This window comes from Salinibius halmophilus (genome assembly GCF_003577475.1).
GTDB lineage: Bacteria > Pseudomonadota > Gammaproteobacteria > Pseudomonadales > Natronospirillaceae > Salinibius > Salinibius halmophilus.
The window spans coordinates 56598-79898 of record NZ_QPEP01000008.1; the positions used below are offsets into that span (position 1 = coordinate 56598).

The following is a 23301-nucleotide window of genomic DNA, read 5'->3' on the forward strand; positions in this document are numbered from 1 at the left end:
AGTCCAGGAAAAACATTTCAGCACTATTTCTAATATCAGCAATCTACTTGATATTTGTGACACCTATCATAGTAAGCAATACTTACTATGAAGATGACATAGAGAGAGTATTTTCAGGGGCTTTTGCATGGCATGAGTTAGGGCGATATCTAGCAACTATTACATCTGTTTTTCAAAGTAATAACATCGAACACGCCGTGGATATTGGTGTGCTTACATGGTTTTTATCCGGGGTCTTAATAATTTTTGGTGCTTACGTTCTATATTGTCATTTTAATCATATTATATATAAAAAAGAATCGATAGTAATATCAATTTTCACTGTTGCTAATCCATTCCTTCTGCAAAACTTACTGTACAAGTTTGATAGTATAGGAATGAGTCTTTCATTGTTTTTTTCGATATTATCTTTCAGCATCCCTATAAAGCACAGGTTTAGCTTTGTCATCCAGTCTTTACTACTATTCCTTGTATTAAACCTTTATCAACCGTTTATAAATTTTTATATTGGCTTGATTGGCCTGCAAGTCTTCTTAAAGTATTTGAAAAAGTCTGGTATAGATAGTGTAGAAATATTAAAATCATTAATTCCATACGCAATCGCTATAATTCTTTACCAGTTACAATCAATAATTCTTCCGGCAGGTGGAAGTAGAGCCACTATAATAAATTTAGATCATAAAATATTTATTACTATAATCGAAAACATTAACCTCTCATACATTCCTTTTATTGAATTTTTCTACCCTTTTTGGTTTTTTTCAATACCTGCTATCATTTCATTTATCTCTATCTTAATATTTGCATTATTCAAAAATAGTGAAAACGGAGTCTTTGGCATTTTAGGACTTGTACTTATCTATGTTTCTTCAATTGGCGCAATGTCATTACTAGAGAGCCAGTTCAATGAACCTCGCGGTCTGCCCTACTTCCCAATAATTGCTTCATTGATAATATTAACCTATTCTTCTATTAGGGAAAATTTTATTTATTTATCAATAGTACCTCTGATATTTATACTTTCTTTTAGCAGTAAAGTTGCAATCTCTCACAGAATTCAAGCAGATTTTGAGAGACCAATTTTTTATGACATTTCCACTAAAATATATAAATTCAAAGAACTAGAAGTTTATAGTATTGGCAGTGTTCCTTTATCGCCATTCGTGTATAAAATTACCGAAAACACTCCTTTTAATGCTTACTTAAATAGAGACGCCTGGAGAACATCAGGCAGACTTAGAGAGTATGTCCAAAATATAAATTTTGAGTGGAGTGTTGCTACAGGAAAAACCACTGAATACTTTACGAATAACTACCATGAATTTACAATGTATGAAGAAGAAAACCCATATTACAGAATTTACCTAAGCGATAGCAGCCTCTATATTCATTGGGTAGAAAGTGACAAGGAGTAAAATTTTGAAGGTATCTATTGTAGCTTTATCTTGGAACTCTGAGTCTTATATCCAAGAATTTCTTAAATCGCTATTGCTAAGCAAGTCAGATATTAAGGAAGTCATCATTATTGATAATGGTTCGTCTGATAAAACAACCGATCTTATTAGATGCTTCAGAGGGAACAACCCAAGTTTTTATGTGGAACTAATATGCTTGGACAAAAACTATGGAACCACTATGCCTAGAAACTTAGGGCTTAAGAAGTGCACAGGAGATTATATTGCAATACTAGATTCAGATATCATATTACATGAAGGAGTTTTAAATCATTTAATAACAAAGCTAATTAATGACTCTAGTATCGGAATCATCGCACCTGTTCTCTTTTATAAAAATGGCAGGCAACAACTATCTTTTGACCGGTTCCCTAGCGTTGGCCATAAAGTATACCGGTATTTCAACTTACGGAAAATGGAGGACAAAATCAATTCCACACAAAGTAGCAAACTAGCACAGGTTGATTACTTAATTTCTGCATTCTGGCTAATGCCAAAAAAAACTATACTGTATGTAGGCTTTTTAGATGAAAATTTCTTTTATGCTCCAGAGGATGTAGATTTCTGCAAACGAGTTTGGGATGCCGGACTTAGTGTAAATATTGACTATACAGCTAGTAGCACACATGACGCACAAGAGATATCTAGAAACTTCAAGTTTAACAAGGCGTTCAGAGAGCATGTTAAAGGCTTGGCATATTACTTTTTAAAACATAAATACCTATTCAAAGCTCCGAAACGTAAATCTAGTACCTAATTTGGTTAAATAAACCAAATATACTTCCAACTCCTCTTGCGCTGAAATAAACCACATAAAACCCTAATATCTTATTTAATGGAAGTGAACCAGGGTAGATTTTTAGTCTTCTTACAGCAACGAGAGCATATACTAAAACTAAAAGCACGGGAAAAATGGTAAATAGTAGAAAATAGGCGTTTAAAATTGAAAGTACCGTTAGTAAAGGTGTGAGTATAAATAAAACTGGCACCAACAAACTAGGCCACTCCTTTAAGCTTACCTTTCTGCCTTTCACACTTACGAAGTTTGATTGCCCGCGCCACATCTCTTTCTGAAAAAGCTGTCTTACACCTTTGTCTTCACCTAGGTGGACGTAGTTAGCTTCACTCGTTAGGAACACCTTGCCTATAGATTTAAACCGCTCACAAAATACATAATCTTCACAGGTGGCCAAGTGCTCTGGGAAGCCGGCTGTTTTGAAAAAATCAGTTCTACGGATAATCATGTTTTGACTAGAAACAAAATCGACCTCAACAGTTTCAGAGACCCATTTCAACCCACATCGAAAATTATCAATAAACTGATTCTCTATACCAGGAACTTGTCTTGTGGCTAGCAGCGAATTAGTACCAAGTTTATCTAACGTGCAATTAATATTCACAAGCCAGTTACTATCTAACTCTATATCTGAATCAAGAAATACTAAACAATTACCTTTTGACTTTTCTGCGCCAAAATTTCTTAATTGCGATATCTTGAAGCATTCATCTAGAAAATAAACGTTTGAGTTATGCGCCACATAGTCACATACTTTTTTATTTTGTGTGGCCACAATGATTTCATAAGAAAAATCTCCTGCCTGCTGATTAATTGATGAAATTGTATTTATCAGCAGCTCCTCTCTCCCTTTATGAGGAATTATAAAACTAAAGTCACACATAAGCTTCCGTTATCATATCAGCTAGCATAGAGTCGAAAAATTATAGCAAGGCTGCTATCAATTAACTAACTGATATTTAGTAATCGGTTTACTTTCCATTTTGCTTTTGGGCACCTCTAAAAATCCCCACAAATCAACGTATATCGAATATGAAATGCTAAAAATCCAAAAAATGAGCTGATTCGATGCTCGAATCAGTACTTTCTTAGCCATTTCTGGCTATTTTCTGCTCATTTCAGAGCAGTTCGCCTAATTTTAGGCGCACTTACCCCGGTGAAGTGGCGTTTTGTGTTTGAGTAAATGGCTAAATCTGCGCACGTTGTACACCAGGTTGCTCATCGTGATGGCAAGCGTTGCCCGAGCAATGCCTACCGAGCGAATACCAAACTTGTTGCCATGACGCTTGATGTCGCCAAAGACGTGCTCAACTCGCACTCTGGTTTTCGATTTGGTGTGATTGCCTGCTTCAATGCGCCTATCGTTTTTGCCTTCTTTTGTTCTACGGTTGCGCTTGTGGATTTCGCTTTTGAAACCACGCCGAGCTAGCATCTCTTCATTAGCTTGGCTTTGATAGGCACTGTCGGCATAGACTTTTCCGTTACTATTGTTGGCATCGACTAGTTCATCCAACTCATGTCCATCATGTTTGTTCGCAGGCGTCGTTAACTGGCTGCGAATGATCTTGTGCTCGTTATCAATTGCAATGTGATTCTTGTACCCGTAATAGCTTTTATTGTGCTTTTTGGTCCAGCGGCTATCTGGGTCATGTTGCTGGCGAACCTATAGTGGCAACTCGGCGTCTTCCTCAACGCCGTGGCGCTTTTTTAAGCGCTCCTCCGATGATCGCTTGGGTGTTTCGATGATGCTTGCATCGACGATTGTGCCACCTCTGGCGTAGTAGCCTGCCTGCTCAATTTGTGTGAGCAACTTATCGAACACGCGGTCTAGTAGTTTCGTCTTCGAGAAGCAGTCTTCGTAGTGCCATACTGTTTTGGCATCTGGAACGTTCTGATCGATCCCAAGTCCTAAAAAGCGCCGGAACGACAAGCGATCAGTGACTTGAAACTCAGTCTGGTCATGCGATAAACCGTAATAGTGGCGCAAGAAAATGGCTTTAAACATAACAACCAAGTCTTGGGGCGGGCGGCCACCTTTGCGCGGATCATGCGACTTCCTAACTTCGGCTAGGTCAGCACGAAAGTCTTCCCAGTCAACGATTTCATTTAGCTTTGCAAGTGGGTCGTTAAGCTGATCAAGCTTAAGTGCGGTTTTGTCTTGGAAAAACAAGCTAGATTGTTGCATGGGTATCGCATCGCAGGGTAAATTTGGATTTTGGTACATTCTACCAAATTTTTAGGGAGTTTTTAGAGGTGCCCACTTGGTTAGCTTCCTTGCCAACCTTGCAACTAGCCCTAGCGAATAGCGCGTCTACGCGCAAACGCCAAACCTAGCATCCCCGCCAAAAGTAAACCTAGCGTACCTGGTGCTGTTACAGCGGTAATCACGCCACTTCCTAGCGAGATATCTACTGCGCTCCAGCCAATGGTGAGTGGGTCAATTTCCCAATGCAGAACTGTGTTGCCGTTTTGGTCTTGTTGCACACTGGTGTGCTCGTAGTCTGTCCAGCGGAAACGAGTCATGTCGTTGTTGGTAAACACGTACCAAGACGAACCTGCATGGCTCATGTTCTCTGCCATGTACCAGCCAAACTCGTTACCAATATTTAACGACTCACCAGCGGCGTTAGTGGCTACACCGGTTAAGGTGTTGATGGTAAAGCTAGCAGTGTTACCAACAAATATGCCGTTCAATACAGGTAGTTTTTCAACATTGTGTGAGAACGGGAACATAAGTTCTGTGCTGTATGGGTAAATGCCCAACTGCTTTGGTGCGAACAATGGGTGGTGGTTGTCTACATTCACCACCTCGATGTTAATAACAATTTGGTCGCCATATTGCTCTAACCCTAGCGCGTTGCCATTGTTATCCCAGTTAATGTCGTTTGTGGTTGCGGCAAAACTTAGGGTTGAAGCTGCTGCAAGAACGAAACCCAATAAAATTTTTTTCATGTGATACTCAGTCTGTATTTGGCTGAACGCTAGTTGGTTCCTTTGGGTAATTTTGTAAGCAATTTTCAAGCCAGTTTGAATGGTGATCAGATAAAATGAATGAACGGTGTTTTGGTGTGTGCGAAGAGTAGAGTGGCGCGTGGTTGAGTTGGTTGCTGAGCCGTATATGTCTGCAAACATCCACTACGCGGATGATTTACAGACCTACTTTTGCTACGGTTGTAGCTGTTAAGAAAACCGACAGCTCACTTTACATTGTGAGCTGTCGTTAAGTTTTCCGACACCTTGTTAGCTGCCAGCAACACGCTGCTGATTGGCTTTTATCGTGGCGTTGTTTGGCTCTATTTCTAGAGCTCGTTCGAACACTTGTAGGGCTTCTTGTTTGTTGCCAGATAAGTGCAGTATCCAGCCTAGTGTGTCGAGAATGTTGGCATTTTCTGGTGCTAGCTCAGCGGCTTCGCGCGCTATCTGTTCGGCTTTGCTTACGTCTACTTCACGCAGTACCCAGGCATAGTTATTAAGCAGGTCTGGGCGCTGGTTATCTAGCTGGTAGGCGCCTTCGTATGCTTGGCGCGCACCGGCTTCATCCCCAGCGCGTAGTGCTAGGTTGCCCTTGGTGTGCCAAGCCGAGGCATTGCCTGGTTCTCTGGATGTCCAGAGCTGTACCAGTTCGGTAGCTCTCGCTGTTGAGGCACCAGCGTCGGCCGCCACAATTAAAGCTGGCATTGCCTCAAAGTCTTTGCTGCGCTCGAAGTAGTTATTTAGCACTTCATACTCGGCCGAGTCGCCATTTTCGCGTTTCGCAACAAAGGCGCGTGTTAATACAGTGCGCAGGTTTTCGCCCTGGCTTTGCTCTATGTTGGTAAGTGTTGCGCGAGCTTCGGCGAAGTTTTTCTGTACGGCCATTAACTGCACCATTGTCAGCTGCAGGTTAAGGTTACTAGGCTGAATGGCAATGGCTTGCGCTATTTTTTGTTGGGCTCTGCCAAGTTCGTTTTGGTTTAGCAACTGTTGGCCTTGTGCCAATAAAAGCTGTACTTGAATTTGTTCGGTGGCGTCAATTGGCGTTTCGATGCCGTCTAACACTTGCTCTGCTTCATCGAAGCGGCCTTGTGCTGAGTAAACCTGTGCCACTAGCGTGTGCGCCGCTGGTTTAAGGTTGCGGTAGTCTTGTGCAATTAACTGTAAGAAACCAATGACTTCTTCTGGGCTATGGTCTTGGGCGTATAAGCGCCCTGCTTCTTGCACGGCACGAATATCCGTTGGGTTTAAGCGGGCTGCTTGAATGTAGTTGTCGATCGCCTTGCTGTTGTTGCCTTGGGCTTGGTAGATCATCGCTTTGCTCATCAGCGGCGCTGCCCATTGTGGCTGCATATCGGCCGCTCGGTCTAAGCGCGCGATGGCAGGCCCTTCTTGGCCATTGCGGTAGTCAATTAGCGCTACAATCAACTGCGCGTAGGCTTCGTCGGCAAAGTTGGCAGCTAAGGCATCGCGTACATCGCTTACTTGTTTGCGTGTGCCGTAGTCTTGTAGCAGTGCCACATACTGTTGAGTGACTACCCAATCATTTGGCTCTAACTCGTACACTCGGCGCAAGCGCTGAATGGCGGCTTCTGGCTGGTTATTCGCTAGTTCGTATTGGGCAATCGCAAGGCGCAAACGGTTGCGGGTGTTGTCTACCGCTAGGGCTTTTTCTAGTGCTTCAATGCCTTTGCGCTGTATGTCTTCGCGACTATCAGAAAGTGCTAGAATGCCGTACATCGACAGCAGCTCAACGTCTGTTGGCCGAGCAAGCATGGCTCGCTCTAGGTTAGCAAGTGCTTGCGCACGTTGCCCTTGGTCTACTTTAGCTATGGTGGCTAAGCGCAAAAACTCTGCAGGGGCGCGCTCGGCGTCTATACGGTCAAAGTAGGCTGTAGCCGTTTCGGTATCGCCTTGTTGTAAGGTAATAGAGCCTAATAATAACGACACCAACTGGCTATCGGGTTGCTGTTCAATAAGGTCTTCTAGTGTGGCTTTGGCGTCTTCTAAGTCACCACTGTTAATCGAGGCAATGGCCGATTCGGCCTTAGCATCAAACTCTTCGTTGCGCCGCTCGCGTAATATGCGGTTATAAGCGAACGCTTCTTCTGAGCGGCCCAATTCGGTAAGAATTTGGGTTAGCATGATTAACGAATCACGGCGCTCAGGCAAGAATACATCTGCATCGGGCAGCGTTGCTAACCCAGCCGTTAGCGCATTAGCGCTTTCTTCTACTTTACCCTGCTCGTATAGCGCTTGCGCTTTGGCATAAGCAAGGCCAGCGGTGAGCTCGTGTTCAGCAACAAACCGGTCAACGGTTGTTATCGCAAGCTGATACTCAGTTAGGGCAACATAAATGCGTGCTAACCCTTCGGCAGCACTGGCACTTTCTGGTGCTAGCCTCACTGCTTCTTGGTAGCTTTCGTAGGCTTCAGTGTATAAGCCACTTAGGCGTTGTGAGTCACCCCGCAGGCGGAATTTTTCGGCGTTATTGTCGCCATTGTACTGAGCCAATACTTCACGGGCCGATGCGGGTTTACGCTGCCCTATGTAGGCTTCGGCTAGTTCAAGCGCAACGTTGTATTCACCTTGTTCTAACCACGGCTCGAGCAATTCAACGGTTTGTTCATAGCCGCCTACTTCGTTGAGCATTTGAGCAAAAGCGCGGTAGGTATCTACGTTTTGTGAGTCGGCTTTGATGGCGTTGCGATATTCAATACTCGCCGCTCTAAACTGGCCTTGCTGCTCAAATATATCAGCTTTTTCAAGGTTGCTTACCGCATTACTTTGCTGTGAATTACAGCCAGCTAGGGTGATGGCGGCAACCAGTGCGGTGGTGGTGAAGAGTTTTTGCATAGGTCGTTTCATGGTACTTCCCTGTGGTTAATTTGGTTGCTGAATGCCGTGTTTTTTTATTAGGTCGTAAAGCGTTGGCCTCGACACACCCAATAACTTAGCTGCCGCACTCATATTGTATTTACAATGCTCAAGCGCTCGCTCTATGGTGCTGAGCTCTGCCTGATCACGAATGGCTTTAAGGTCGAAGTTCTGCGAATCAGGAATATCAAGACTAGCAGTTTGGTCAGTATTTGTTGCAGGCACTTTACGCTCGAACTCAGGCAAGCCTAAATCGTTTACCGTTATAAGCTTGCCGTCGGCCATAATCACCGCTCGGTTAATGGTGTTTTTTAGTTGGCGTACATTGCCTGGCCAATCAAAGTTTTCTATCGCTGCTTTGGCGTCCTCGCTAAAGCCAGTCACTTTGGCGTAAGGGCCGGTGGCTAGCTCTTGGCGAAAGTTCTCGGCTAACAATAGTTTGTCGCCTTGGCGTGCTCGCAATGGTGGAATATGCAACTCAATCGCGCAAATTCGATGATACAGGTCTTCGCGAAAGCTGCCTTCAGCTACCATTTGGCGCAGGTCTTTGTTGGTAGCGCATACCACTCGCACATCTACGGCAACTGGTTTAGTTGCGCCAACAGGCTCTATGGTGCCTTCTTGTAAAAAGCGTAACAATTTAGCTTGCTGTGGTTCTGGCAGGTCACCTATTTCGTCTAAAAACAGTGTCCCTCCGTTAGCGCTGGCTATTTTACCTAGCTGCTTTTTATGGGCACCAGTGAACGAGCCTTTTTCATGACCAAACAGCACACTTTCTGCCAAGCTGTCGGTTATGGTGGCGCAGTTCACTTCAATGAAAGGGCCAGTGCTCACAGCACTCTTTTTATGCAGAAGATTGGCAAATAGCTCTTTGCCAGTGCCACTTTCACCAATAAAGGTACAGGTTAAATCCGACGGCGCTAACTTGGCCACTTTTTGGCAAATAGCCAATAAATCTGGGTCGTTACTAACAATGCCAAAGCTGTCTGGGTTGCTGGCAGTTGGCAAAATTCTGTCGCGTTCAATTTGCGCCACTCGAAAGGCGCGCGCAACGAGCTGGTCTAGTTGCTCGGGTTCAACTGGCTTGGCAAGAAAATCCACCGCGCCATTACCTATGGCCATTTTGGCACTTTCTTTATCGCCACGGCCAGTGAGCACAATTATTTGGCAATAGGGTGCCATGGTTAGAATGTCGGAAATGCAACGCAGGCCTTCACTCACCCCTTCTGGGTCGGGTGGTAGGCCTAAGTCTTGAATAACAACCGCCGGCTGGTGGCGCTGCACCGCTATCAATGCAGCTTCGCGATCGCTTTCGGTCAAAATTGTGGTGTCGAAGTCATCGAAGTGCCACTTCAGCTGACTTCGAACGCCGTCGTCATCTTCAATGATTAAAATTGTTCTATCCACAAGCCGCTTCCATAGTGGTATCCATACTGCCTAGCTCAATCGTAAAAGTTGTGCCTTGCCCAGGCTGGCTCTCAACTTGCATTTGACCATTTAGTTCAGCAAAAAACTCGCGTGTTAAATACACACCAATGCCCATGCCTTTGCCAACCTTGGTAGTATTAAATGGCTTGAACAACTGCTTGTTAATGAAGTCAGAAGTCATGCCTTTACCAAAATCACGTACTTTTATCACAAAAGTGTGAACGGTGTCATAGGTCTGCAGTTCAATGTGCTGACCCGGTTCGCTGGCCTCTTGTGCATTTTTGAGCAAATGTTGTACAGCCATTATAAAGCTTTCTCTATCAGACTGCACTTTTTGGTCAGCTGCGTTCAGTGTCACATCAATTGGAAAACTTGCGTTTGTGCATCTTGTTATCGCTTCTTGCAATGCGTCATTTATCGAAAAGCTTGCAGTGGTGCTAGTTTGCGGCTGGTTAAAGCGTTGAATAAGTTTTTGCATTCGTCCCGCTGAGTTACTTACAGTCATTACCATGTCGTCAACAAAGGCAGGATTGGTTTTATGCTTTTCGGCATTTTTACTCAGTAGCCGTAGTTGTGCTGCTACGTTGTTTAAGTCGTGCATCACAAAGGCAGTCATTTTGTTATAGGCGTCTAGTTGCTTTCTGTCGCTCATTTCGTCTTGTTGCTTGTATAGCAGCATGTGGCTAGCTATTTCGCGACCCAAGGTTTTCAACACATCCAGGTCTTCCCAGTTTATGCCATAAGGCATTTTACAATTGCTTAGTAAGGCAATGCCAATCACCTGACTATTGGCTCGCAACGGCACAATTAAGTCTGGGCAAGTTTTGCCTTTTAACCAAAATGGCAGCAACTCGTTGCCTTCGGCCAAAGCGTTGTTGTACTGCTTGGGTGCGAATACCCAACCTCGCTCTTCCATAAACCGCACCATGTCATCGCTCGCCGGCAGGTTTTTGGTGGCGTCTTGGTTATGGGTAAATACGGTTTTAAAAGCTTTGCCCGTGCGCAGTTTAATTTCGCCTGCATCGGCGTGTACGGCATTGCTAAGTACCATAAAGGCACTTTTTTGTAGGCTGTCGAAATCATGTGCACAAGACAGCACCCGGATAGAAGTTATCCACTCTTTGCGATAGTCGTACTTGTGCGAGAAGAAGTGCTTACTCACCCACACTCTCATATTGGTTCTAAGTGTCGACGAGAAGAACAAAGCGGCCATCGCTAACAAGCAGCTACCTAATAGTAAGGCGTAGAAGTATAGGCTCCACAAGCCACTGAATAACTGAACATAGTAGCTACCCACGCCAATCACCACCAAACCAATCGAAACAATCAGTGTTGAGGTGCCATAGAACATAACTGGTCTCGAGAAGCCAATATTGGCGTGGTAGTCACGTTCGCGGTGGAACAGAACACCTGCTAATACAATAAAGCAGCTGCTCAACATAATCATGGCGGCGCGGGCTAACCACAGCTCCTGTAAGCTTTCTTGCACTATTAGCGACACCGCATAGTAGGCAATATAGGAAGCCAGCAATAAACTCAAACTCACGGAAATAAGTTTGATAAAACGGCCAACGTTGGAGTTGCGCACTAGCTGCTCAAGGCTGCCAAGTGCCATGGCCGACAGCACCAAGAAGTTAAAGTATGGCCAGTAGCTTTGCGGCAATGGCTGCCACCATATTTCTATTAGCGTCCATATAAAGAAGCCAGTAGCGCCAATGGGCACCCACTTTAAGCGGCTCTTTAATGCCTCCGGGCGCAATGCGCGTAAATAACACAGCGTGGCGTATACCCAGGCCAACAACTGAATGGCTTCAAGCGAGAAGTAAAGGTTTACTGGTACCCAGTAACGCAACGACGCCACTACGGTGACTAACCATATCGTTTGCCAGGCTGCGGCCAACGCCAAATATCCGCGTGCTGGCTCCCGTCTGGCGCCTACGGCTAAATAAACAGTCAGTAAAAATGACAAAAACGTAGCGCTACTGTAAGCCAGCAGCGTAATGGCTTGAAAGCTAAGTGAAGACATCGGCCTCTCCTCTCCTTGAGCAGAGGCCAGCCTAACAGGTTTTAATTACTGTTGGGTAGCACTAACAAAGTCACTATATAGGCCATCATTATCTATGGCAGCTATTTGGAACTCGTAGCTTGCTATTGGCAAGTCGGTAATTGGTAGCGATGTATTAGCCGCATCGACTTGTACTACCTCGAAGGTTTCTTCGCCTTCGGCCCGGTAGCGAATTTCGTACAGGCTTAACTCAGACTCTGTAAGTAAGGTGCCATCTTCGCGTTGATTCGGCGGCGTCCATTGTAAGTTGACCGACATAGTAGTTGGCACACTGACTACAGGCTCGGTTGGGTCTATTACAATGGTTGGCAACGTTGTCACTATTGGCGTGGCGGCCACTGGTGTTGGCTCTGCCACGGGCGGTGCTTCTGTTGGGCTTGGGCCCACCGCTACAGGCACATCAATGTAAACATTACAGCCAGTCATTAGGCTTGCCGCTAGAACGAATACCCCTAATTTGCTTTGCGCTTTCATTATTATCTCCTAAAGCGCTACGCCCCTTGGCTTTCGACATCAGCTTGGCTGAGTCCTGCACCTGCAAATAGGTTGTAGAGTTGTTACGAATGTGGTCAACGCCAACATTCGCTTAGCTAGTTGTCATGATGTTGTGAAGTTGCAATAGGTAATACAGATTGTGTGCCAAGTTATTGGCTAGGGGGTGTCAATAACATTTTGTTACCGGAAGGCCAGTAAGCGTCGGTTTGAACACTGGACGGGGAGTTCAATACCGCCAAACACCTGTATTTTTATTTCAGTAAATTAGTATATTTATTATATTTATTTCAATTTATTCGTTTTATTTAAATTTTTAAATACATATATTTTCAGTTAGTGACGAATTTTGTCAGGCAGTTGCTGGTTTTATGTCCGCAAAAATGGCTTCGCCATTATTTACGGATCTACTTGCCGATACAGAATGAGCCGAAAATTTTGCCTAATAGGTCGTCTGGGGTGAACTCGCCGGTGATTTCGTTGAGGTAGTTTTGCACATGGCGTAAGTCTTCGGCTAATAACTCACCGGCACCTGTGTGAATAAACTGCTCATAAGCTGTGTTTAGTGTGTTAGCAGATTTATTCAAGGCATCTAGATGGCGGCGGCGGGCGGCAAACCCTCCTTCGGCTTGGCCGGTAAAACCCATCTGGTCTTTTAAGTGTTGGCGCATAGCATCGAGGCCATCGGCAGATTTTGCCGAAAGGCGAATCACAGGCACCCGCCCATCGTTATGGATACCTGGTTGTTCACCGGTAATATCCACTTTGTTACGCACAAGGGTTAGGTGATCCCACTTTTCTAGTTGGTCAACAAACTCTGGCCAAATGTCATGCGGGTCGGTTGCATCTGTGGTGGTGGCGTCAACTAACAATAAAATTCGGTCGGCTTGTTTAATTTCATCCCATGCCCTGGCAATGCCAATGCGCTCTACTTCGTCAGGCGCGTCGCGCAAACCTGCGGTATCAATTAAGTGCAATGGCATGCCATCAATGTGAATATGCTCTTTGAGTACATCGCGCGTCGTACCAGCAATATCGGTGACAATCGCCGATTCGCGCCCAGCTAGTTGATTTAACAGCGATGATTTACCCGCATTTGGTCGTCCAGCAATCACCACTTTCATGCCTTCACGCATAATCGCGCCTTGATTAGCGGTATTAAGCACATCAGCTAGCTCTTGCTTTAACGCTTCAAGGTCGGCTTGTACTTTGCCATCACCTAAAAAGTCGATTTCTTCTTCCGGGAAATCGATGGCGGCTTCAACATATATGCGCAAGTGAATCAGCTGTTCTACCAATTGATGCACTCGATTAGAGAATGCCCCTTGAAGGCTGCGCAAGGCGTTTCTCGCCGCTTGCTCACTCGACGCATCAATTAGGTCGGCAATGGCTTCTGCTTGCGCCAAATCCAGCTTGTCGTTCATAAAAGCGCGTTCCGAGAACTCGCCAGGGCGTGCCATACGCGCACCAAACTTTAGGCACTCGCTAATGAGCATATCCATGATCACCGGCCCACCATGCCCTTGAAGTTCTACGACGTCTTCACCAGTGAATGAATGAGGGTTGGGAAAAAACAGAGCGATGCCTTCGTCGAGCACAGTGCCATCGCTGGCAATGAACGGACCATAATGGGCATGCCTAGGTTTTGGGGTGTAACCCAGCATTTTCTCAGCAATGGTTAGGCTAGCTTTGCCAGACAGCCGAACAATACCAACGCCACCTCTTCCTGGTGGCGTGGCAAGTGCGACGATGGTGTCATTGCTGATCGACATAGTGAAACCTTGTTGAAGTAAATGCTTAGACGAGATTATACAGCATCTATGTGATTTACCGACATACGCGGGAATTTGCTGATACTTTTGTCCGCAAACATTCGCTGCGCGAATGATTTACGGACCTACGTGGGAGTTTGTAGGTATGTAAATAATGGCGAAGCCATTTTTGCAGACACGATCCAAGCAAACAAAAAAACCGGCGAACCTCTCAGTTGGCCGGTTTTTTCTCAACACGCTATCTACATGGCGCCTTTCACAGACTTGTTAATAAAGTACTGCTGGGTGCCCGAGAAAATGTTGTTACATAGCCAGTAAAGTACCAAACCACTTGGGAACCATAAGAACATGAAGGTGAAGATGATTGGCATCATCTGCATAATCTTCGCCTGCATTGGATCGGTTGGCTGAGTACCAAGCTTCATGGTTACCCACTGCGAGGCGCCCATCAAAATTGGCAAAATGAACAATGGGTCCATGGCACTCAAGTCGGTAATCCACCAGAAGAACTCAGCGTGGCGAAGTTCTACGGCTTCTAACAATACACGGTATAAACCAATGAAAATTGGAATCTGTAGCAGAATTGGCAAGCAGCTACCCATAGGGTTGGCGCCTTCTTTCTGGAACAGTTTCATAGTTTCTTGGCTCATGCGCTGGCGGTCGTCGCCGTAAAGCTCTTTTAAACGCTGCATTTCTGGTGCAATGGCACGCATTTTAGCCATCGACTTATAAGCTTTTGCCGTTGGGTAGAACAGAATCAGTTTAACCGTAATGGTTAGCAAGATGATCGCAATACCCCAGTTGCCGACAAAGCTGTGGAAGAACGACAATAACCAGTGCAATGGCTTGGCAATCCAGAAGAACATACCGTAGTCGATCGCTAGGTCCATGTGTGGCGCAATGTCAGCCAAGCGATCTTGGTCTTTCGGGCCTATGTATAAGGTAGTAGCCGTATCAGAGGTTTCACCAGGAAGCAAGGTACTGGCCGGTTCAAACATGCCAATACGGTACATGCCATCAGAGGTTTGATTACCATAAATAGTGCTCGTCCCTGGGGTTGGTACCACAGCCGTTAGGAAATAGTGCTGCGAGAACGCTACCCAGCCCTCAGCAGTACCAATATTCAGCGAGCGTTTTTCCATGTCACGGAAGCTATACTTCTCGTACACGTCATCTGGCGTGCTGGTAATAAAGCCTAGGAACGATGTCATACCGAAACCAACACCGTCGGTTGGATCAACACTGCGATCACGTTTAATTTGCGTAAACGGGTAACTAACGAACTCAGTATCTGACTGGTTGTTAATCACAAAACGTTGAGTTACCTGGTAGCTGTTGCGAGCAAACTCAAATACCTTGTTCACCACCACACCGGCATCGGTAGTGGTCGTCAGCGTTACCTCAAGGGTATCACCGGTTAGCTCATAGCTTGCTTGCTCTGAAGTATAACGAGCGCGATTACCACCACGGTCAATACCATCGCGGCCATCTAAGCCCGACTGAATGACAAATGTACGCGCATCCTGCTCAAGCATTACAAAGCGCGCTTCGCTATCAAGCTCGGCGGCAAAGTCTTTTAGTTCTACGCGAACAATGTCACCCCCTAGGGTATCGATGGCAACATCAAATACGTCGGTCGACACGGTAATAACGCGCTCATTCGATGCACGGCTACCTGGCAGACTTTGTGGCGCTGTTGATTCGTTTGATGGTATTGCATCAACCGTATTGTTAGCACTACTTGTCGAAGTGTCGGCGGCCGGTGTTTCGGCTGGGGCAGTCACTGCGGTTTGAGCGGTGGTTTGTGGTTGTTGCATAGCTGAATAGTTTATCAGCAGCAAATATGAGGTGATTAACAAACCACCAATAAAAAATAATCTTTTAAGATCCATTAGACGTTCCTGGATTGAACAGTCGACTTCTGAATCGGCAATGCTACCTGCACAATGCCAATTTGACCAGTTTCAAGATGTGAAGAGTGCAGGTAATTTCACCCACGCTTAGATTTGTCTGCTTTGTATCAGCTTTTTGCTTGGTTGCTCGCCACACGCTGGGCTATTTTGCGCAGCAATTTGGCGCTTTGTTTACTCAGCACTTCGGGCGGTAGTTCGCCGGCACCTTTTTTTGCCATCACAATAATATCGATATTTGGCAGGTTGCTCGCTAAACGAAATTGCTCGCGGAAATGGCGCTTAATACGGTTGCGGTCGACAGCCAGCTTGACAGCTTTTTTGCCAACAATAAAACCAATGCGGGGAGAAGAAGAGGCTGACGGCGTAGCAAGCAGAAGTAGTTCCGGGGTTCCGGCTTTTGCTACTACGCCATCAAAGACCGTTTTGAAGTCGCGGGCAGTAAGCAGGCGCTTGCTGCGAGGGTAGTCAAAACGGCTCATATGAAACAGTCTTAAGCAGACAGAACCTTGCGGCCCTTGGCACGACGACGAGCCAAAACTTGGCGGCCGTTTTTAGTAGCCATACGGGCGCGGAAGCCGTGTGTACGCTTACGTTTCAGATTACTTGGTTGAAAAGTGCGTTTCATGGCGCGCTCTCTCTATTTTGAATCAGGTTACTGACGATGGTTAAACCGTCACGCTTGAATTTGGATGGCGGATCATATGAGAAAGCTGTTTGTTTTGCAACCAGTTTTTTTGCTAGCTGATTAGCCTGGTTGAAAGATGAGAATGAGTTAAAAGTAATTATTGTTTTTTATTTTTTTTTTCCGTCATCGTAGTTCGTTATAGGTAACGCCATTTTCTGTGGAAACAACGCGCTAAGCCTTTCTCTGTAAGGCATCAGCCAACATAATAACCCTGTTTGCCAACTGTTCGGTTGTTGCTGATAGCATGCGTATTAGTTGTGTGAGAAGTGCCCTTTTTTACACAGCCAAGTTATGCTCATAGTTACTCGACTACCTAGGCACAGGGTTATTCGTGAGTTACACACAGGCAATTTTGAACAACCTCTAAATGTAGCGGCAAAAAATCATCATTTTTTTATTCACACAAGGGTCTGCTTGCTGTGAACAAATCGAGGTTTCGGGTACACTAATCCGTCTACTTCAATAAAGGAGTAAGCCGTGGGCGCGGTTGAAGAAATCTGGGCACAATGTTTTGACGTGTTGGAAAGCGAAATTCCAGCCACACAGTTTAATACATGGATTCGTCGACTTCAGGTAGATACTAGCGGCGATGACATAGTGTTGTACGCTAAAAACAAGTTTGTTAGCCAGTGGCTACAGAGTAAGTACCTTACAAACATTCAAACCGTGGTGCGTGAGCTAGACCCAGATCTAGACGTTCAGGTTCGCATTGCGATAGGCCAACCCGGCAGTGCTACATCCGTGGCAGCAAAACCAGCGCCCAAGGCAGCGGTTGAACCCGTTGTGGAACGTCAAGTCGATCGCCCAGCTGAAAGCCCAATTATTAAAAAGTCGCCGATCAAGAAAAAAGCACCGGCTAAACCGGCGGCCCCAGCTAAACAGGCCGCTAAGCCAGTGAGCAAAGCAGCGGCAAAGCCAATAGCTAATTCAGCAACGCCAATTAATACGGTACAAAAGCGCAGTCAGCAGTCGGTTGAAGGTAGTGTTCGCCACCAATCATTTATTAACCCACTGTATACATTCGACTCGTTCGTGCCAGGTAAGTCGAATGAACTGGCCTATGTGTCCGCTCAGCAGGTGGCACAGGCACCGGGTGGCTCTTACAACCCGCTTTATTTATATGGCTCGACTGGTTTGGGTAAAACCCACTTGATGCATGCCATTGGTAACTATGCATTGCAGCAAGACCCAAATGCGCGTGTGCTTTATGTGCACTCTGAGCGTTTTTTCGCCGACATGGTGAAAGCGCTTCAGCAAAAAGCGATTAACGAGTTTAAGCGCTTTTATCGCAGCCTAGATGTACTGATGATCGATGACGTACAGTTCTTCGCTAAGAAAGAAAAAACCATGGAAGAGTTCTTCCATACATTTAATGCCTTGTTAGAAGGCCAACAGCAGGTTGTGTTAACGTCGGACCGCTTCGCCAAAGACATCGATGGGTTAGAAGATCGCTTAAAATCCCGGTTTAACTGGGGGCTTACGGTTTGTATTGAACCACCCGAGCTAGAAACCCGTGTGGCCATTCTTAAACAGAAAGCCAGTGAGTCGAATTTGATGCTGGCCGACGATGCTGCACTGTTTATTGCTCAAAAAGTGCGCTCCAACGTGCGTGATTTAGAAGGTGCATTAAAAGCTGTGGTGGCAAAGGCAAACTTTACGGCCCGCAGCCACATTGATGTAGCCTTTATTCAAGATGCGCTAAAAGACTTGTTGGCTTCGCATGATAAACAAGCCAGTATCGATAATATTCAACGCGTGGTAAGCGAGTATTTTAACCTTGGCATTAATGATTTATTGTCGAAACGCAGAACGCGCAATATTGCTCGTCCTCGCCAAATGGCAATGGCATTGTCAAAAGAGTTGACGAATCATTCGTTACCCGAAATTGGTCAGGCCTTTGGTGGTCGAGACCACACAACTGTTCTACACGCCCATCGCAAGGTGCTGCAACTACGCGACGAAAATGTAGACTTTGCTAACGATTACAATCACTTACTCAGAATTTTGAACAGCTAATGAGGTGGTCATGAAATTCACCGTATCTAGGGATGCTTTAGTTTCTGCCTTGCAATTGGTTGCAGGCGTAGTGGAACGTCGCTCAACCATGCCAGTACTATCTAATGTGCTTTTAAAGGTAGAAGGCCAGCAGCTTACTCTGGTTGGTACCGACCTTGAAGTTGAGTTGGTTGGCCGGGTGAAGTTGATTGAACCAGCGATTGAAGGGGCAATTACTGTACCGGGCAAAAAGTTTGTTGATATTGCTAAGTCTTTACCAGACGACGCAATGATTAGCATGATGAAAGAGGGCGATCGCATGGTTCTGCGCTCAGACCGTTCGCGCTTTAACCTTGCTACCTTGCCAGCAGACGAGTTTCCTGCCAGCCAGGATATGGAAAACGACTTACGTGGTGCGGTGACCTTAGTACAAAAAGATTTGCGCCAGGTGATGGATGCTACTGCTTTTTCTATGGCGGTGTCTGATGTACGTTATTACTTAAACGGTATGCTGTTCGAAGTACATAACGATCGCTTACGCACGGTTGCCACCGATGGCCACCGTTTGTCTACAGCCGATGTGATGGCGCGCTCTGATGTTGAATCGCCTGTACAAGTGATTGTGCCGCGCAAAGGTGTTATGGAACTGTCGCGTTTAATCGCACCAAGCGAACAAGAAGTGACCGTGCACATTACTCAGAATCACATTCGTGTCGACTCTGGTGATTTCACCTTTACCTCTAAGCTAGTAGATGGTCGCTTCCCCGACTACCAGCGGGTAATTCCTCAGGGTGGTGAGAACGAGATGGTTGCCGATCGTCAAACGCTGCGAGCCGTGCTAACGCGGGCGTCGATTCTAACCAACGAAAAGTTCCGCAGTGTGCGCTTTATTATTGAAGACAATAATCTGCAAATTCTTGCTAACAACCCAGAGCAAGAAGAAGCCGAAGAAAACATGGCAGTAGATTACCAAAATGCTCCAATGGATGTGGCTTACAACGTTGGCTATATTCAGGATGTGCTAGGTGCCGTGGAAGGTGAGCAAGTAGTGTTCACGCTTGATGCGAACGCTAGCACCATTATTCGTGACTTCGATGCACCTGAGCGTGCAACTTATGTTGTCATGCCTATGCGTCTGTAGGATTGCGCTAATTAATGACGCAAATTTCCCAGTTATCCCTGCAAAACTTTCGCAACATTGCCCAGCTGAGCATTTCGCCTCAGCCGGGTATTAATGTGATTTATGGCGAAAATGGCGCTGGTAAAACCTCACTGCTTGAAGCCATTCATTTTTTGTCGTTGGCTCGTGGCTTTACCCGCTCGCGCAGCAAGCATTTAACGCGCTTAGGTGAAGAGCAATCTGTGGTGTTTGCTAAGCTAAATGGTGGCGATAAGTTAGGCATAGAGCGCAGCAAAGATAATAATAGAATTCGCTTAAACGGCGACACCGTTCGCTCGGCCGCAGAGCTTGCTGAACTGTTGCCAGTGCAAGTGTTTTCTTCCGACGCGTTTCAGCTGCTTGAGGGCTCGCCACAGAATCGACGCGCTTTTATGGATTGGGGTGTGTTTCACGTGGAACATGGGTTTTTAGCCAACTGGCAAACCTTTCGTACCACGCTAAAACATCGGAATCAGATGCTAAGATCTGGTAATATAAATACCGATGTTCTTTCAGCATTTGATGAGCCGCTTGTTCGCTCTGCAATCGCAGTGGATGAGGCGCGTCAGCGTTGGCTGACTGGATTTATGCCAGTATTTACCGAGTCATTAGCTCAGCTGACCGAGATTTCAGATATAAGCATTAGTTATCGCCGCGGGTGGGACAAAACCAAACCTTACCCACAAGCGTTAGCCGATATGCGCCAACGTGACATTGAACGTGGTACCACGCAGTCTGGCCCTCAACGAGCCGATTTAGTTGTTCGTTATAAGGGGGTGCCCGCTGCCGACGCGTTGTCACGTGGTCAGCAAAAATTACTGGTGGCTGCAATGAAGTTGGCGCAAGCCAAGCTGTTTATGCAGCAAACCAAACAAAAGTGTGTTTTTTTAATCGACGACTTACCGTCGGAACTGGATGTTCGACACCAAGCCAAGGTGGCGCAACTGTTAGAGAACCTAGCATCACAGGTATTTGTGACCGCTATTGATAAGTTAGATCAGAGCAATCTTTGGTCTAACTCAGAAGCAATCACTTGGTTCCAGTTGGCAGATGGCCAGCTGGTTGCGTCGGGTGAATAGGAGTAATCATGAGTAACGACTACGATTCATCGAGTATTAAAGTCTTAAAAGGTCTAGACGCTGTTCGCAAGCGCCCTGGCATGTACATTGGTGATACCGATGATGGCACTGGCTTGCACCACATGGTGTTCGAGGTAGTAGATAACTCGATTGACGAAGCGCTGGCGGGTCATTGCGACAAGATTACCGTCACCATTCACCCTGATGAATCTGTAACGGTTGAAGATAATGGCCGTGGTATTCCAACCGAGATGCACTCAGAAGAAAACCGCTCTGCGGCTGAAGTGATCATGACGGTACTTCATGCCGGTGGTAAGTTCGATGACAACTCCTACAAAGTTTCAGGTGGTTTGCACGGTGTAGGTGTGTCGGTGGTGAATGCGTTGTCTGAGATGGTGACGCTTACCATTCGCCGAGACGGCAAAGTACACGAGCAAATCTATCGTCATGGTGTGCCAGACGAGCCATTAAAAGTAGTGGGCGAAACTGACCATTCTGGTACTCAGGTACGCTTCCTGCCATCTAAAGAAACCTTCACCATGACAACGTTTAGCTACGATATTCTAGCCAAGCGTTTACGTGAGTTGTCGTTCTTGAACAGTGGCGTGAACATCAACCTAAAAGACGAGCGCTCTGGCAAAGAAGAGCAGTTCTTTTACGAAGGTGGTTTGCACGCATTTGTTGAATATCTCAATATCAATAAAACGACACTCAACCCAGTGTTCCACTTTGAAAGCACCGAGCGTGAAGATGGCATTGGTGTAGAAGTGGCGCTGCAGTGGAACGACAGCTACCAAGAAAATATTCTGTGTTACACCAACAACATTCCACAGCGTGATGGCGGTACCCACCTTGCTGGTTTCCGTGCTGCATTAACGCGATCTTTGAATACTTATATTCAAGATGAGTTTAGTACTAAGCAGAAGAACGTTGCGACAACAGGTGATGATGCTCGTGAAGGCTTGGTAGCCATTATTTCGGTAAAAGTACCAGATCCAAAATTCAGCTCGCAGACCAAAGATAAATTGGTGTCGAGCGAAGTGAAAACTGCGGTTCAAGAAGAGATGGGCCGTTTGTTCTCAGATTACTTGATCGAACGCCCACAAGAAGCTAAGTCGATTGTTCAGAAGATGATTGACGCAGCGCGAGCGCGTGAAGCGGCACGTAAAGCACGTGAAATGACACGCCGTAAAGGTGCTTTGGATATCGCCGGTCTGCCAGGCAAGTTAGCAGACTGCCAAGAAAAAGACCCAGCGCTTTCAGAACTGTTCATTGTGGAGGGTGACTCGGCCGGTGGCTCTGCCAAACAGGGTCGAGATCGACGCACGCAAGCAATTCTGCCGTTGAAAGGTAAGATTCTTAACGTTGAAAAAGCGCGCTTTGATAAGATGCTGTCTTCTGCGGAAGTGGGCACACTCATCACTGCGTTAGGCTGCGGCATTGGACGTGAAGAGTTTAATATCGAGAAGCTGCGTTATCACAAGATCATCCTAATGACCGACGCCGACGTCGACGGCTCGCACATTCGCACACTGCTGTTGACCTTCTTCTTCCGTCAAATGCCTGAGCTAATTGAAAACGGCTACATCTATATTGCCCAGCCACCACTGTTTAAAGTGAAACGTGGTAAGTCTGAGCAGTACATAAAAGATGAGCTGTCGTTGAGTGAATACTTGTTGTCGAACGCTTTATCCGATGCGTCGTTGTACTCTAATGAAAGTGCACCAGCGATTACAGGCGTGGCGCTTGAACAACTTGTAAAAGACTACACAGGTGTGATGCATCGCATTGATCGTTTATCGCGCGTGATTCCTAAACAAGCTCTGCTGGCCATGATCGACCTACCTCGGGTAACCGAAGAGCTTATGGGCGATCAAGATGGTATGGCGGCATGGGTGGACCAGCTTGATGACATGTTGGCGCGTTGGGGTAATGGCTCACTAGAATACCAGTGTGAACTAGTACAAGATGAAGAGCGTGGTTTGTGGTTGCCAAAAGTCAATGTCATCGCGCACGGCTTGGCAACACCATATGTTGTTCAAAGCCAATTCTTTATAGGTAACGACTACAGCGAAATTGCTCGAGTTGGCGAAACCCTGGGTAACCTAATTGAAGATGGCGCGAGCATTAGCCGTGGCAACCGCTCAATTGAAATCACTCACTTCGGTCAAGCTGTTGATTGGTTGATGAATGAAGCCAAGCGTGGCTACAGTATTCAGCGCTATAAAGGTTTGGGTGAAATGAACCCAGATCAGCTGTGGGAAACAACGTTAGATCAATCTGAGCGTCGTTTATTACAAGTTTCTATAGACGATGCTATTGCAGCTGACCAAATCTTTACTACGCTTATGGGAGACGACGTGGAACCCCGTCGCCAGTTTATCGAAGATAACGCCCTATTGGTTGAGAACCTAGACGTTTAATCGATAAAGCCTCATGCAAATTATGGCACCCTCTTTTAGGGTGCCTTTTTTTGCATGTTTCACGTGAAACATGGGTAGGTCCGTAAATAATGGCGGAGCCATTTTTTCGGACAATGAATCACCATCCTTGTCCGCACCGCAATCATGCTCCTGCGACTTGCTCTGTACGGACATCCTTGTCCGCAAGCAT

The 23301-nt window shown here is 46.0% G+C and carries 17 protein-coding genes and 1 pseudogene; 6 read left to right on the forward strand and 12 right to left on the reverse strand.

Annotated features, from left to right (window positions below; all coding sequences use genetic code 11):
- Positions 1 to 56: 56 nt before the first annotated feature.
- Positions 57 to 1415, forward strand: coding sequence for a glucosyltransferase domain-containing protein (locus tag DUW71_RS10305; RefSeq protein ID WP_158583975.1), 1359 nt, complete (start codon positions 57 to 59; stop codon positions 1413 to 1415).
- A gap of 4 nt (positions 1416 to 1419) precedes the next feature.
- A complete protein-coding gene (locus DUW71_RS10310) occupies positions 1420 to 2211 on the forward strand; it encodes a glycosyltransferase family 2 protein (RefSeq protein ID WP_158583977.1) in 792 nt (263 codons plus the stop codon).
- On the opposite strand, the gene DUW71_RS10315 is transcribed toward DUW71_RS10310, so the two are convergent.
- The 12 genes and pseudogenes from DUW71_RS10315 to rpmH form a co-directional block, all read right to left on the reverse strand.
- Positions 2201 to 3133 carry a glycosyltransferase gene (locus DUW71_RS10315; protein WP_119395182.1) on the reverse strand — a complete coding sequence of 311 codons (933 nt, stop codon included), beginning with the start codon at positions 3131 to 3133 and terminating at the stop codon, positions 2201 to 2203. The two genes, DUW71_RS10310 and DUW71_RS10315, sit on opposite strands and share 11 nt — an antisense overlap.
- 255 nt (positions 3134 to 3388) lie before the next feature.
- A pseudogene (locus DUW71_RS10320) lies at positions 3389 to 3892 on the reverse strand (transposase); the annotation flags it as partial.
- A gap of 21 nt (positions 3893 to 3913) precedes the next feature.
- Positions 3914 to 4435, reverse strand: coding sequence for a transposase (locus DUW71_RS10325; protein WP_158583979.1), 522 nt, complete (start codon positions 4433 to 4435; stop codon positions 3914 to 3916).
- Positions 4436 to 4545: 110 nt separating this feature from the next.
- Positions 4546 to 5202: a hypothetical protein gene (locus tag DUW71_RS10330; protein ID WP_158583980.1), complete on the reverse strand. Its 657-nt coding sequence runs from the start codon at positions 5200 to 5202 to the stop codon at positions 4546 to 4548.
- Positions 5203 to 5490: 288 nt separating this feature from the next.
- Positions 5491 to 8091, reverse strand: coding sequence for a tetratricopeptide repeat protein (locus tag DUW71_RS10335; RefSeq protein ID WP_119395186.1), 2601 nt, complete (start codon positions 8089 to 8091; stop codon positions 5491 to 5493).
- A 15-nt stretch (positions 8092 to 8106) separates the two neighbouring features.
- The gene (prsR, locus tag DUW71_RS10340) at positions 8107 to 9507 is read right to left on the reverse strand and encodes a PEP-CTERM-box response regulator transcription factor (RefSeq protein ID WP_119395187.1); all 1401 of its coding nucleotides are present in this window, start codon (positions 9505 to 9507) and stop codon (positions 8107 to 8109) included.
- The gene (gene prsK, locus DUW71_RS10345) at positions 9500 to 11554 is read right to left on the reverse strand and encodes an XrtA/PEP-CTERM system histidine kinase PrsK (RefSeq protein ID WP_119395188.1); all 2055 of its coding nucleotides are present in this window, start codon (positions 11552 to 11554) and stop codon (positions 9500 to 9502) included. Before prsK ends, prsR begins: the two co-directional genes overlap by 8 nt.
- 45 nt (positions 11555 to 11599) lie before the next feature.
- Positions 11600 to 12067: a fibronectin type III domain-containing protein gene (locus DUW71_RS10350; RefSeq protein WP_119395189.1), complete on the reverse strand. Its 468-nt coding sequence runs from the start codon at positions 12065 to 12067 to the stop codon at positions 11600 to 11602.
- Positions 12068 to 12492: 425 nt separating this feature from the next.
- Entirely contained in the window at positions 12493 to 13857 is a 1365-nt protein-coding gene (gene mnmE, locus DUW71_RS10355) for a tRNA uridine-5-carboxymethylaminomethyl(34) synthesis GTPase MnmE (protein ID WP_119395190.1), read from the reverse strand.
- 242 nt (positions 13858 to 14099) lie between these two features.
- Positions 14100 to 15749, reverse strand: coding sequence for a membrane protein insertase YidC (gene yidC, locus DUW71_RS10360; protein WP_119395191.1), 1650 nt, complete (start codon positions 15747 to 15749; stop codon positions 14100 to 14102).
- Between the two features lie 128 nt (positions 15750 to 15877).
- Positions 15878 to 16249 carry a ribonuclease P protein component gene (rnpA, locus tag DUW71_RS10365; RefSeq protein WP_119395192.1) on the reverse strand — a complete coding sequence of 124 codons (372 nt, stop codon included), beginning with the start codon at positions 16247 to 16249 and terminating at the stop codon, positions 15878 to 15880.
- 11 nt (positions 16250 to 16260) lie between these two features.
- Positions 16261 to 16395, reverse strand: coding sequence for a 50S ribosomal protein L34 (gene rpmH / locus DUW71_RS10370; protein WP_119395193.1), 135 nt, complete (start codon positions 16393 to 16395; stop codon positions 16261 to 16263).
- A gap of 537 nt (positions 16396 to 16932) precedes the next feature.
- On the opposite strand from rpmH, the gene dnaA reads away from it, so the two are divergent.
- Genes dnaA through gyrB form a run of 4 tightly spaced genes read left to right on the forward strand, consistent with a single transcriptional unit; the run spans position 16933 to position 23111 of the window.
- Positions 16933 to 18471 carry a chromosomal replication initiator protein DnaA gene (dnaA, locus tag DUW71_RS10375; RefSeq protein WP_119395194.1) on the forward strand — a complete coding sequence of 513 codons (1539 nt, stop codon included), beginning with the start codon at positions 16933 to 16935 and terminating at the stop codon, positions 18469 to 18471.
- A 10-nt stretch (positions 18472 to 18481) separates the two neighbouring features.
- The gene (gene dnaN / locus DUW71_RS10380; RefSeq protein ID WP_119395195.1) at positions 18482 to 19591 is read left to right on the forward strand and encodes a DNA polymerase III subunit beta; all 1110 of its coding nucleotides are present in this window, start codon (positions 18482 to 18484) and stop codon (positions 19589 to 19591) included.
- Between the two features lie 14 nt (positions 19592 to 19605).
- Complete coding sequence (gene recF / locus DUW71_RS10385) at positions 19606 to 20688, forward strand: DNA replication/repair protein RecF (RefSeq protein WP_119395196.1); 1083 nt, start codon at positions 19606 to 19608, stop codon at positions 20686 to 20688.
- Positions 20689 to 20693: 5 nt separating this feature from the next.
- Positions 20694 to 23111, forward strand: a complete 2418-nt coding sequence (gyrB, locus tag DUW71_RS10390; protein WP_407690497.1) for a DNA topoisomerase (ATP-hydrolyzing) subunit B — start codon at positions 20694 to 20696, stop codon at positions 23109 to 23111.
- Positions 23112 to 23301 lie beyond the last annotated feature (190 nt).

Excerpts from the sequence above, each read along its gene's own strand:
- DUW71_RS10315 (WP_119395182.1), bottom strand. The coding sequence starts at position 3,133 with ATGTGTGACTTTAGTTTTATAATTCCTCATAAAGGGAGAGAGGAGCTG.
- DUW71_RS10325 (WP_158583979.1), bottom strand. The coding sequence starts at position 4,435 with ATGCAACAATCTAGCTTGTTTTTCCAAGACAAAACCGCACTTAAGCTT.
- DUW71_RS10330 (WP_158583980.1), bottom strand. The coding sequence starts at position 5,202 with ATGAAAAAAATTTTATTGGGTTTCGTTCTTGCAGCAGCTTCAACCCTA.
- DUW71_RS10335 (WP_119395186.1), bottom strand. The coding sequence starts at position 8,091 with ATGAAACGACCTATGCAAAAACTCTTCACCACCACCGCACTGGTTGCC.
- prsK (WP_119395188.1), bottom strand. The coding sequence starts at position 11,554 with ATGTCTTCACTTAGCTTTCAAGCCATTACGCTGCTGGCTTACAGTAGC.
- DUW71_RS10350 (WP_119395189.1), bottom strand. The coding sequence starts at position 12,067 with ATGAAAGCGCAAAGCAAATTAGGGGTATTCGTTCTAGCGGCAAGCCTA.
- mnmE (WP_119395190.1), bottom strand. The coding sequence starts at position 13,857 with ATGTCGATCAGCAATGACACCATCGTCGCACTTGCCACGCCACCAGGA.
- yidC (WP_119395191.1), bottom strand. The coding sequence starts at position 15,749 with ATGGATCTTAAAAGATTATTTTTTATTGGTGGTTTGTTAATCACCTCA.
- rnpA (WP_119395192.1), bottom strand. The coding sequence starts at position 16,249 with ATGAGCCGTTTTGACTACCCTCGCAGCAAGCGCCTGCTTACTGCCCGC.
- rpmH (WP_119395193.1), bottom strand. The coding sequence starts at position 16,395 with ATGAAACGCACTTTTCAACCAAGTAATCTGAAACGTAAGCGTACACAC.
- dnaN (WP_119395195.1), top strand. The coding sequence starts at position 18,482 with ATGAAATTCACCGTATCTAGGGATGCTTTAGTTTCTGCCTTGCAATTG.
- recF (WP_119395196.1), top strand. The coding sequence starts at position 19,606 with ATGACGCAAATTTCCCAGTTATCCCTGCAAAACTTTCGCAACATTGCC.